This is a genomic window from Candidatus Propionivibrio aalborgensis, assembly GCF_900089945.1.
Classification (GTDB): domain Bacteria; phylum Pseudomonadota; class Gammaproteobacteria; order Burkholderiales; family Rhodocyclaceae; genus Propionivibrio; species Propionivibrio aalborgensis.
On the sequence record NZ_FLQY01000180.1, the window covers coordinates 1 to 12,224 of the forward strand.

A 12,224-nucleotide genomic window follows, 5' to 3' on the forward strand; every position below is an offset into this window, starting at 1 on the left:
GCCACCACGCAATGGTTCGTCGGCATGGATCACAAGGACAAGGAAGACGCCGCCACCTTGCGCTGGATCGCCGAACGCGCGGTGGACGAAACCCAATTCTTCCCGGCCTGGGGTCGCGCACGTCTGGAAGCGATGATGAAAACCCGCCCCGACTGGTGCGTTTCGCGCCAGCGCAATTGGGGCGTGCCGATCCCCTTCTTCCTGCACAGAGAAACGGGGGCGCTGCACCCGCGCACGCCGGAGCTGATCGAAGCCGTTGCCCTGCGCGTCGAGCAGGCCGGCATCGAAGCCTGGTTCTCACTCGACCCGAGGGAGCTTCTGGGCGACGACACCGACCATTACCGCAAGATGAGCGACACGCTCGATGTCTGGTTCGACTCCGGCGTTACGCATGCCAGCGTGCTGCGCGGGTCGCATCAGGCCGAACTCTGCTACCCCGCCGATCTCTACCTGGAAGGTTCGGACCAGCATCGTGGCTGGTTCCAGAGCTCGCTGCTGACCGGCTGTGCGATTGACGGCCGCGCACCGTACAAGGCCTTGCTGACGCACGGCTTCGTCGTCGATGGCAAGGGACTGAAGATGTCCAAGTCGAAGGGCAACGTCATTGCGCCGCAAAAGGTATCGGACACCCTGGGTGCCGACATCCTCCGCCTATGGACCGCAGCGACAGACTACTCGGGCGAATTGTCGATTTCCGACGAAATCCTCAAACGCGTTGTCGAATCGTACCGCCGCATGCGCAACACGCTGCGCTTCCTGCTCGCCAACACCTCGGATTTCGACGCCAGCAAAAATTTGCTCCCACCGGACCAATGGCTTGAAATCGACCGCTACGCGCTGGCCATGACGCGCCAGATGCAGGCACAGTGCGAGGCCGACTACGGCAAGTACGAATTCCACCGCGTCGTGCAGGCGCTGCAAACCTTCTGCTCGGAAGACCTTGGCGGCTTCTATCTCGACATTCTCAAGGACCGCCTGTACACGGCTGCCGCCGACTCCGCCGCGCGCCGATCGGCGCAAAGTTCGCTGTGGCATATCACTCGAGCCTTCGTCAAACTGCTGGCGCCGATTCTCTCTTTCACCGCCGAGGAAGTCTGGCAGACGCTGACGCGCAAGACCGAGTCAGTCATGCTGCAAACTTGGCAGGCGCTTCCCGCGCCGGCTGACGAAGCCCTGCTGCTCGACAAATGGGGCAAGATCCGGCTCTACCGCGCAGAGGTGACGCGCGCCCTCGAAGAACTCCGCGTCGCAGGCCTGATTGGCTCGTCGCTACAAGCCGAGGTCAGGATCCATACCGACGGTGAGAAGTACGACATTCTGGCTTCGCTCGGCGACGACCTGCGCTTTGTCCTCATCTGCTCGAAGACCAGCCTGGTGCGCAGTGCCGAGGAAAAACTTGAATGCAGCGCATTGTGCCACGCCAAATGCGGCCGATGCTGGCATGTGCGCGAAGACGTCGGCCAGGACCCCGGACACCCGGAAATCTGCAAGCGTTGTGTGAGCAACCTGCATGGTCAGGGGGAATCCCGTGCCTGCGCGTAACATCAAGCCATGGCTGTGGCTGGCCGGAGCGATCATCGCCCTCGATCAGGTCAGCAAGTGGATTGTTCTCGGTGTACTGCAAGTGGGAGATTCGCGCTATGTCGCACCGTTTTTCAATTGGGTGCTGACCTTCAACCCCGGTGCGGCGTTCAGTTTCCTATCCGATGCCGGCGGTTGGCAGCGCTGGTTCTTCACGGTGCTGGCGCTGGGGGTCTCGGCCTGGATCGTCGGCATGCTCAGCCGCCATAGTGGCGAGTTCCGCCTCTCGCTGGCGCTTTCCCTGATTCTCGGCGGTGCACTCGGCAACGTGATCGACCGCATACGCTTCGGTGCGGTGGTCGATTTCGTCCAGTGGCACATGGCGGGTTATTATTTTCCGGCGTTCAATGTGGCCGATTCGGCAATCACCATTGGCGCCATCCTGCTGGCCTGGGATCAATTTGCAGGGAAACCCTCGACGGATGGCGCGGTCAAATCCGCCCATGATGTTTCTAACGATTTACGGTGACTCACTCCATGCAACGACCCAACGACTTACCCGTGCAAACGGTACGCCCCGACAGCTACCTGACGCTCCATTACCGTCTGTCCGATGGCGAAGGGAATGAGTTTGTCAGCACCTTCGACCTTTCGCCTGCAACGCTCCAGATGGGCAGCGGCCAGCTGGCTGCACCGCTGGAGAATTGCCTCGTCGGGATGCCGGTCCAACAGCGCCGGGTATTTCAGCTCGATTCCAGTGAAGCCTTTGGCGAACACAATCCGAAACTTGTCGAACGTATTGCGCGCAGTGCCCTGCCTGCGGACGTCGAACTCAAAGAGAACTCGCTGATCGAGTTTGGCGCGCCCGATGGCGGCGCCGGTTTCGCCGGCTTCCTGCGCGAACTGTCCGACACCACGGCGCTCTTTGATTTCAACCACCCGCTCGCCGGCAAGCCGATCCGCTTTGAAGTAGAAGTCATCGGCATCATGTAAGGTCCGCCATGCAAATCACTCTCGCCAACCCACGCGGCTTCTGTGCCGGCGTCGAACGCGCCATTGCCATCGTCGAGCGCGCCCTCGAAAAATTCGGCGCGCCGATCTATGTCCGCCATGAAGTCGTGCACAACAAGTTCGTCTGCGACGACCTTCGCGCCAAAGGCGCCATCTTCATCGACGATCTCGCCGACGTGCCGACTGGCTGTACGGTCATTTTCAGCGCCCACGGCGTCTCGCAGGCAGTACGCGAGGAAGCGGCAATGCGCGGCCTCAAAATATTCGACGCCACATGCCCCCTGGTCACCAAGGTTCACGTCGAAGTGGGGAAAATGCGGAAAGCGGGTCGCCGGATCATCATGATCGGGCACAAGGGGCATCCCGAAGTCGAAGGAACGATGGGGCAGAGTCAGGAAGGAATGTACCTCGTTGAAACCGTTGCCGACGCCAGGCAACTGGACATCGATCCTGCCAGCGAACTGGCTTACGTCACGCAAACCACCTTGTCGGTTGATGACGCCGAAAATGTCGTTGCCGCCCTGAAGGAACGCTTCCCGAAGATCATCGGCCCCAAGCGCGACGACATCTGCTACGCCACACAAAACCGCCAGGACGCGGTCAAGGCACTGGCGGCCGATACCGACGTCGTGTTCGTCGTTGGCAGCCAGACCAGTTCCAACTCCAACCGGCTGCGCGAGGTGGCCGAACATCTTGGCACCACAGCCCACCTTATCGACAACGCCGAGCAGATCGACCCGGCCTGGCTCGCCGGCGTCGAGCGCATCGGCGTCACGGCCGGCGCCTCAGCGCCGGAAGTACTCGTCAAGAACGTCGTGGACAAGCTGAGCGTCGGGCAGAATGATCAGGTTCGCCAGCTTGACGGGGTGGAAGAGAACGTGACGTTCGCCTTGCCGAAAGAATTGCAGGGCTGATTCAGATTTCAGACTCTTGTGTTGTTGTGGCCGGCGGGAATTGAACCAGTGGGCAACTCCCATGCTGCTTGCATCGCGTTTTCGATGCCCGGCACTTCCCAAGCACTTCCCCGGCATTTCCCTAGTCCACGCCGACTTCGATCCTCATCACGACACCAACGGCACGGCCGTTCAACTCTCCCGGTTTGAAGTGGAGCTGCCTGAACGCTTTGATGATCCCGTCAGCGATTTCCTCCGGAATGTCGGTGGTCTCCACAGTGACCTCAAGCACTTCGCCAAGCGTGTCGATCCAGAGCGTCAAAATGATGCCCCCGTGCGCCGTCATAAATGAAACCTCGGGTTCCCCCAGAAGGATCTCGTTCAACGGCAACGGGGAATAGGCCAACTGACTAGTCGGATAAAAAGTTCCTTCATCGGCTTGCAGACTTTTGTCATGCACAACCTCAACTGGCGTTGTCTGCGTTTGCTGAGGATCGACTTCAGCAGACACCGGCAACTTCGCTGGAGTTGCTGACTTCGCCGATTTCTTGGGCTTAGGAACAGCTCCGACGGGCGAAACTGCAACAACCGCTCTGGCACCGGTCTCGCCCGGCGCAATCAGCTTTGCCGAGAGTGCGTAGGGATCTGTGCTGGCTCCCCCATGGATCAGGAAGCGTGTCGGCATGACAAGATACGGAAGCACGACAACGATCAGATGCAACAGGCACGAGAAGAGCAGCGCGGCAAGAAGTCGCGGGAATCCATAGGCTCCTGGCTGCCGCGGAACGCCCGCTCCAATTTCATGCGCCAGAGCTGGAAAAGCCTGCAATTGACCATTCATACAGAATTATGGACCGTATGTCGCAGCAACTTTACTAAAGAATTTCAATCGCTATTATTCAATCGAGAAAGAATTGTAGTGCTTTGCGTTTGCCGAGAATGCAGCAGGTGCCGGGACAACGGGTTTCCTTTGCGCTGATTCTGCCTGACTTGTACGTTGGTGTTTAACTGCGAATTATTGCTGAGGTTGGTCATGAAAACACAAAAGGGCTTTACGCTGATCGAACTGCTGATCGTGATCGCAGTCATCGGGATACTCGCCGCCGTCGCTCTCCCTTCGTACTCCGACTACATTACCCGCGGGAAGATCCCCGACGCAACGTCCGGCCTCGCATCGAAGCGAGTGAAGATGGAACAGTTCTTTCAGGACAACCGTACTTACCTGGCTGTCGCCCCACAGACAAATGACTGCGATTTAGACACCACAACGAGCGAATATTTTAATTTTTCGTGCCCGGCCGCTGCCACTGCCACGACTTACACGCTTGAAGCAACAGGCAAGGCCTCCATGGCCGGTTTTGCTTTCACCATAAATCAAGCGGGCGCGAGAGCGACGACTACGACCCCACCCGCCAGCACCAAGGGATGGGCCGGAAATGCCGCCTGCTGGGTAACCAAGAAGGGCGGCGTATGTTGACTCTGCACTCCATCGAAGATTCGAATTCACCCTGGACCCGCGAAGGAGTGAGCTCTTGAGTCCGACACGCAAAACCAGGTCATCAGGCTTTTCACTGATCGAGCTGCTGATCGGCATTGCGCTGGTGGCCATTACGCTGATGCTGGCCATGCCGAGTTTTCGCACCTGGATCCAGAACACGCACATTCGCAATGCGGCCGAATCCACAGTCAACGGCATGCAGAGAGCACGTGCCGAGGCGGTGGTGCGCAACACCAATGTGTCTTTTTCCTTCGGTGGCGGGTCGTTCTGGACGATCCGCCAGGTCAGCGACAACTCGGTGATCGAGTCGAGGCCCGCCGAAGAAATCCTGGATTCCATCACCCGCACGACACTGCCTCCTGCAGTCCCGCCGGCCGCACCCACGGCAACAATCACCTTCAGCAATCTCGGCACCGTGGTGGCCAATGCCGATGGTACGGCGTCGATCACGCAGGTTGACTTCGACTCCACTGCGCTTCCGGCTGCGGATAGTCGCGATTTAAGAGTAACGATCGGAGTCAGCGGCGTCGCACGCATGTGCGACCCCACCGTTTCCGATCCAACAGATCTTCGCTATTGCGTCTGACGAGAATTCAACCATGCACAACACAAACCATTCCAGCTCCCCCGCATCGCAACAGGGCGTTGTCTTGCTTGAATCGCTTATCGCCATCCTGATCTTCTCGCTGGGCGTTCTCGGCATCGTCGGTTTGCAGGCCGCGATGATCAAGAGCACTTCCGACGCCAAATACCGGGCCGACGCCAGCTACATCGCCCAACAGCGCATTGGACGGATGTGGTCCGATCCGACAAACATTCTGTCTTACCTTGAACCCATTGCAGCTCCGACGGACATTTCATCGTTGCTCCCTGGTGGATTGCGAACGGTCAATCAACCCGTTATCGGTCAATTTGTCGTGACCGTTGGCTGGACCGCGCCGGGAGAAACGGCAGCAGCAAGCAACCTGACCCCGCCGTGCTTCATGACTGTCGCGCATTGCCTTACCACGACAGCCAGCATTGCCGGAGGCTAGATAATTATGAGATCAAGATGCGTTAAACCCGGTCAAGCCGGCTTCAGCTTGGTCGAAATCATGGTCGCTCTGGTCATCGGACTGCTCACGACGCTGGTCATCATGCAGGTTTTCACTGTTTTTGAAGGGCAGAAACGCAGCACGATGGGATCGGCAGACGCCCAGACCAGCGGCTCCGTCGCGCTTTACATGATCGGCCGCGACATGCAAATGGCCGGGTTTGGCCTGCTCCCCGCAACGGATTCGGCGCTCGAGTGCAATCCGTCGCCAGTCATCGCAGCAGGCGTCGACCTCAGCCCGGTAATCATTACCGATGGCGGCGCAGCAGCAGGCGCCAGTGACACCGTTGCCATCCGCTACGGCAATACGCCGATCGCCGGAATTCCATCGATAATCACTTCGGTGGTCGGTTCGACTGCAATTGTCGACGTCAATATTGGCTGCCAGGCTCCTCCACCGGGCCCTCAAGTAGCGCTGGTGATCAACGGTGCGGCGTGCATCGCAACGACGGTCACCGGTCTGAGCAGCCCGCCGGATTTTACCGGTGTGCAACTGGCAAGCACCGCCGGCGTAGTGCCCGGTGCCAATCTGGCTTGCTTGGGGCAGTGGAACCAGATCACTTATCAGGTCGTCAATGGCAACCTTGAGGTCAATGGTGTCCCCACGGTGGCCGGCGTCGTCAATCTGCAGGCGCAATACGGCATCTCGGCCGTCGCCAGTTCCAATCAGGTTATCCAGTGGGTCGACGCCACTGCCGCTTCGGGCTGGGCCGCGCCCTTGGTCGCCGATCGCAATCGCATCAAGGCCATTCGCATCGCCGTGGTGGCACGCAACGAGCAGCTCGAGAAGGATCCGGTTACCGTCGCTTGCAGCTCGACAACCCTACCCCTTGTCCCCCCGGCCGGATTGTGTGCCTGGGACGCCACTTCAGCGCTGCCCAACCCGCTGGTCGCCCCCTTTATTGCTTCGCCAGCGCCGACCATCGATCTGAGCAACGACGCCGACTGGGCACGCTATCGCTACCGGGTTTTTGAAACGATCATTCCACTGCGTAACATGATCTGGGCGTGGGAGACACTATGAACAACCTTTCCTTCAGCCGCACAGAATACCGGGGTGCCGGCACCCAGCGCGGGCTGGTGCTGTTCTTTGCGCTCATCGCGCTGGTTGCCATGTCGCTGGCAGCACTCGCACTTGTACGCTCGGTCGATACCTCAACGCTTATTTCGGGTAATCTGGCCTTCCGCCAGGCGGCCACCACATCGGCCGACGGCGGCGTTGAAAATTCAGTCGCGGTGATGACCGCAATGCAAGCAGCCAACGATGCTCTGGCGACGCCGAAGAATGTCTATCTGGATGCCACCCAGATCTTCAATGTCACCAACGCCGCTACCGGGTACTACTCCAACGTGGACCCGACCTTGGATCTTTTTGCGACGACAACCTGGGTGGACGGCGTCAGTTCCACCGCAACCACCGACAACAGCGGCAATACCTACCGTTCTGTCATTCAGCGCATGTGCCGTGTTGCCAACCAGGTCGTGTCCAAACCGAATTGTCTGTTCAGCGGCGCCGCCACTGACAACAGCGGGAAAGCCGTTCCCCTGCCATCGCAAATCTGTGCGGGACCAGGTTGTCCCGCTGCCGGGCAATCCCCCCAGTACCGCGTGACCGTACGCGTTACCGGCCCCAAGAACACCATCAGCTACATCCAGGCCATGGTCTATTAGCATCAGGAGGCATTGATGAAGAACGCTTTGTACAATTTCGCTACCGCCCGCCGTCTTCTCGGCGCCCTGCTAGTCGCCCAGTTGGCCCTGACGACGCCCCTGCATGCCGCGTCGGTGGCCCTGGCCACCGCGCCGCTGGCAACCTCGACAACCAGCACCGTTCAACCCAATATCATGTTCATACTTGACGATTCGGGTAGTATGGACTGGGACTACCTTCCGGATTGGGCAACCAGCGGCTCAGCTAACCTGGCTAAGAATGCCAATTACAATGGCGTCACTTACAACCCGGCGATTAATTACAAACCGCCGGTTCTTTTCGACGCCGATGGTTCTCTCAACACTACCACCTACCCTAGCCAGACCGGTCAAACAACGGCTACAGGCGCCGACGCCACAACCAAACCGAACTGGAAATACGTCAAGAATGATGGCTATGGCATCCAGAGCACATCACACTCAAATCTGGTAGGTAACGCATCGTTCTACACCTTCATAGCGGGCGAGTACTGCACCAAATCAGATCTCAAGACCTGCCAAGTGGCTACCGCTCCCACGACCACATACTCTTACCCCGCCTATTTGCGCTGGTGCAACAGCACGGCGCTGACCAACTGCAGATTAATAAGAAGCCCAACGTACCAGTACATGCGCTATCCGGGAATGAGTCTTGCTGCTCCCACTACAACCCTAAATATTCTGACAACGACGGGCGGTTGCGTGCGTGTCAATTCGCTCCAAGTGAATGGCACGGAAATCCTTACCGGCACAACCAACAACTCAAACTGTACCAGTACTAGCCAGTTGGCCAATCGAATTCAACAGAGGGTTGGTAGCAATGGTTTCTCGGCCTCCAGCACTGGCAGCGCCATCACCATCACTGCACCTGCCGGGACCGCCTTTAACTCTGCCACAGTCACCTCAATGACTTTCTCTCAAAACAGCGCGACCTGGTCTTCAGGTGCTTTTTCGGGCGGCACGGCCGTACCAGGTTCGAATGTGCTCACCGACATCGTTTCCACTAACAACAGCTACCCCTACCCAGGCACTACTGCCGCCGCTACGACCCGTACCGACTGCGTGGCCAGTAGCACTGGCGGCACCTGCACTTATGTGGAAGAAATGACCAATTACGCCAATTGGTGGGCCTACTACCACACCCGTATGCAGGCGATGAAAACTTCGGTGAGTCGATCGTTTCAGGAAATCGACAATCATTTCCGCGTCGGCTACAGCACGATCGGCTATCAAGGCGTTACCGACGGGAACGATTTTCGGCATATTGATACTTTTGAGTTGACGCATAAAAACAATTGGTTTAAGTCGCTTTTCAAGGGTGACCCGACCCACTGGACCCCTCTTCGCGGTGCTCTGTCGAAGGCTGGGCAATTTTACGCAGGAAAAATCTCGGGCCAGACGGATCCCATACAGTATTCCTGCCAACAGAATTTCACCATCCTGTCCACAGACGGTTACTGGAATACCAACGAAGAATCTTCTTCTTCCTCTCCCAAATACGGCCCCTACAGGGTGGATGGAACAACAACTGTCGGCAATCAGGACGGCGGTTCTACCCCGCGGCCGAAATTCGAAGGACCAACTGCCGCGAGCAATACCTTGGCTGACATCGCCATGTATTACAACACCACGGACTTGCGTAATGATGCATCATTTAGCAACTGCACAGGCGGGCCGCGTCCCGATTTCAGCACGGGCGATGTATGCGGAACCCCACTCGAATTCCCGACGCAGAACATGGTGACCTTTACCATGGGACTGGGCGCCAACGGGACCCTGGAGTACTCCTCCGATTACAAGACCCAGACTTCGGGCGACTTCTACGATCTGAAGAATGGCTTAAATAGTGTCAATTGGCCCAACCCGATTACCAACTCGGACGAAGAGCGGATTGACGACCTCTGGCACGCGGCTGTAGATGGCAACGGTACTTATTTCTCAGCCAAGAACCCCGATGAAATCATTACCGGGCTCAAGGAAGCACTCACATCCATTTCGGCCAAAATTGGAGCAGCAGCGGCGGCAGCAACTAGCACCTTGAACCCGGTCGCTGGCAACAACTTTGCCTACGTCGCCAGCTACACCACTACGAAGTGGCAGGGCAATCTCGAGGCGAGAACGATCGACACGGGGAGCGGGGTGGTTAGCGATACAGCAACCTGGTGTGTCGAAAACATTACGGGCGGCTCCTGCACAACCGGCACTGTGGTTGCCGACAACAGCTCAAGCAGCACAGTCTACTACTGCGTGACACCAGGCTCAAACGCGACCATTTGCACGGCGCCAGCGATCTTTAATAGCACCACCAATGAGTGCTCCGTTCAACTTCCGGTGGCCTGCACCGGAACGCTGCCAGGCATGGTGGCTGCCACCAGCGATACGCGGACGATCAAAACCGCCAATAGCTCGGGCACCGCCCTCATCGACTTTGACGCCGCGTATGCCTTGGCCAATCCCACGAACTTTTCGGCTGCGCATATCAATACGCTGAGCCAGTGGGGGTTGCTGACAAGTACGCAACAAACCGCCGCTAGCGCAAACCTGCTCAATTTCCTGCGTGGTCAAACCGGCTATGAAGATCGGGGCAGCAATACAGTAACCGACCGGTTGTATCGCTACCGCGAAGCGGCGCTGGGCGACCCTCTTGAATCACAACCATTTTTTATCAGCAAACCGGTATTCAGCTATGCTGACCCCGGATACACCGAATTCAAGACCGCCCAGGCCACTAGACCCGGTACGGTATACATGGGTGCCAACGATGGCATGATGCACGCCTTTGCTGCTGACACCGGCGTTGAGCGCTGGGCCTACGTGCCAAGCGTCGTTATTCCAAATATGTGGAAGCTTGCCGACAAAAACTACGCAACGTCCCACACCAACTTCGTCAACGGCAGCCCGACTATTTCGGACATCTGTACGGCCAATTGCACCGTCACCGCAAGCGCCGTCTGGAAAACCATATTGGTCGGCGGACTGAATGCCGGCGGACGAAGCTACTACGCGCTCGACATCACCGATCCGGTCAACCCGACGCTGTTGTGGGAAATCTCTTCGGCGACAACAGGTTTCTCGAACCTGGGCTATAGCTATGGGCAGCCGATCATCACTAAGAAATCTGGTGGTACTTGGGTGGTCGTGCTGACCTCGGGCTATAACAACACCAGCCCAGGCACCGGACGCGGCTCGCTGTACGTACTTAACGCCGCAACAGGTGCCAAGATCAGCGAATACGATACCGGAGTGGGCAGTACAACCACACCCAGCGGTCTGGCTAAAATCGCCGCATGGAACGATTTTGGCGGAACAGACAATACGGCGGGCTATATCTATGGTGGTGATCTGCTCGGAAATCTCTGGCGTTTTGATATCAATTCGGGAACTACGGATTTGCTCGCCACCCTCAGAGACTCGCTCGGCAATGCGCAGCCGGTAACCACGACGCCAACACTGGGGCAGATCAAGAACCAGCGTGTCGTTTTTGTCGGCACTGGCAAATATCTCGAAGTCGGCGATCTTACCGACACGTCTCAACAAACGGTTTACGCCATCAAGGACAACTACAGTACCTCGGGCACGCTGTTCAACGCCAGAACCTCGCTGGTAGCGCAAACCCTGACTGTCTCAGGCACCACCCGGAACGGGAGCAACAATGCAGTGGACTTCACCAGTGGTAATGGTTGGTACATCGATCTGGTCGACTCCGTCACGTCCACCTACGAGGGTGAGCGTGTCAATATCGACATGCAATTGGTTCAGGGCACACTTATTTTCGCCTCGATCATCCCCTCCAGCACCGTCTGTTCGCCGGGTGGTTCTGGCTGGCTGAATTTCGTCAACTACGAAACAGGAGGTTATGTCGGACCTTTGACCCTGGTGTCGACTCACTACAGCTCTCCGATCGTCGGTATCAACGTGCTGTACATCCTTGGGAAACCGATCATCGAGGTGGTTACCGCTACGAATCCGACACCCCAGATCGACCCGAACGTGCAGATCAAGGCCTCTGGATCGGCCTTCACGGGCAAACGCGTTATCTGGCGAGAGCTGCTGCCCGATTAACCCTTCGAGACTCTAGGCCCCAAGGCGTATCAATCATCGCTTGGGGCCGTGTTTCGGATTGCGTCGGAAAACGTCAATTGATCGTTAGCGGGGGTGACGGTATAATCGCGCCCTTGTTGCCGCTGTAGCTCAGTTGGTAGAGCAGCGCATTCGTAATGCGAAGGTCGGCAGTTCGACTCCGCCCAGCGGCACCAGTCATACCAAGCACTTGGCCCAACCCGTAAAAGTTGGGCCAAGTGCTTTCTGGCTATTGTGTCAACAGTAAGCGAATCGGTTGCTGGCCCAGCTCGGAGCTACGTACTTGGCGTTATTGGGGAGTCGTGAAGCTCGCCCGCTCGAAATCCGGACCATCCTCAAGCACGTGCAACAGTTTTACGCGTCTGGCAGCGTCCGTACAGATCTCAACGATGCGTCCGCTGCGATACCAGCCCTGCGGGATAACCAGCGATTGTTCGGC

General features: G+C 57.8%; 11 protein-coding genes and 1 tRNA gene. 11 read left to right on the plus strand and 1 reads right to left on the minus strand.

The features are described 5' to 3' along the window. The 4 genes from PROAA_RS09650 to ispH form a co-directional block, all read left to right on the plus strand. Nucleotides 1-1,542, plus strand: a 1,542-nt coding sequence (locus tag PROAA_RS09650; protein ID WP_186411142.1) for a class I tRNA ligase family protein, incomplete at its 5' end; no start/stop codon positions are given. After that, complete coding sequence (gene lspA / locus PROAA_RS09655) at nt 1,511-2,050, plus strand: signal peptidase II (protein WP_186411143.1); 540 nt, start codon at nt 1,511-1,513, stop codon at nt 2,048-2,050. The genes PROAA_RS09650 and lspA, both read left to right, overlap by 32 nt. Before the next feature lie 8 nt (nt 2,051-2,058). Then, nucleotides 2,059-2,514 (plus strand): FKBP-type peptidyl-prolyl cis-trans isomerase, encoded by a 456-nt coding sequence (locus tag PROAA_RS09660; protein WP_186411130.1) that lies wholly within the window; start codon nt 2,059-2,061, stop codon nt 2,512-2,514. 8 nt (nt 2,515-2,522) lie between these two features. Then, nucleotides 2,523-3,446 carry a 4-hydroxy-3-methylbut-2-enyl diphosphate reductase gene (gene ispH / locus PROAA_RS09665; protein WP_186411144.1) on the plus strand — a complete coding sequence of 308 codons (924 nt, stop codon included), beginning with the start codon at nt 2,523-2,525 and terminating at the stop codon, nt 3,444-3,446. 121 nt (nt 3,447-3,567) lie between these two features. Here ispH and PROAA_RS09670 read toward each other — a convergent pair whose 3' ends face one another. Further along, nucleotides 3,568-4,266, minus strand: a complete 699-nt coding sequence (locus PROAA_RS09670; protein ID WP_186411145.1) for an energy transducer TonB — start codon at nt 4,264-4,266, stop codon at nt 3,568-3,570. Between the two features lie 192 nt (nt 4,267-4,458). Between PROAA_RS09670 and PROAA_RS09675 the strand changes: the two genes are divergently transcribed. From PROAA_RS09675 to PROAA_RS09705, 7 genes are all read left to right on the plus strand, one after another. After that, a complete protein-coding gene (locus tag PROAA_RS09675) occupies nt 4,459-4,902 on the plus strand; it encodes a type IV pilin protein (protein WP_186411146.1) in 444 nt (147 codons plus the stop codon). Nucleotides 4,903-4,957: 55 nt separating this feature from the next. Continuing rightward, nucleotides 4,958-5,509: a GspH/FimT family pseudopilin gene (locus PROAA_RS09680; RefSeq protein WP_186411147.1), complete on the plus strand. Its 552-nt coding sequence runs from the start codon at nt 4,958-4,960 to the stop codon at nt 5,507-5,509. Between the two features lie 13 nt (nt 5,510-5,522). Then, nucleotides 5,523-5,957: a type IV pilus modification PilV family protein gene (locus PROAA_RS09685; RefSeq protein ID WP_186411148.1), complete on the plus strand. Its 435-nt coding sequence runs from the start codon at nt 5,523-5,525 to the stop codon at nt 5,955-5,957. 6 nt (nt 5,958-5,963) lie between these two features. Then, nucleotides 5,964-7,040, plus strand: coding sequence for a PilW family protein (locus PROAA_RS09690; RefSeq protein ID WP_186411149.1), 1,077 nt, complete (start codon nt 5,964-5,966; stop codon nt 7,038-7,040). Next, entirely contained in the window at nt 7,037-7,687 is a 651-nt protein-coding gene (locus tag PROAA_RS09695; RefSeq protein ID WP_186411150.1) for a pilus assembly PilX family protein, read from the plus strand. The genes PROAA_RS09690 and PROAA_RS09695 overlap by 4 nt, the downstream gene beginning before the upstream one ends. 15 nt (nt 7,688-7,702) lie before the next feature. Beyond that, a complete protein-coding gene (locus tag PROAA_RS09700) occupies nt 7,703-11,767 on the plus strand; it encodes a pilus assembly protein (RefSeq protein WP_186411151.1) in 4,065 nt (1,354 codons plus the stop codon). Nucleotides 11,768-11,885: 118 nt separating this feature from the next. Further along, nucleotides 11,886-11,961: transfer RNA gene (locus tag PROAA_RS09705), tRNA-Thr, on the plus strand. The last annotated feature ends 263 nt before the right edge of the window (nt 11,962-12,224 follow it).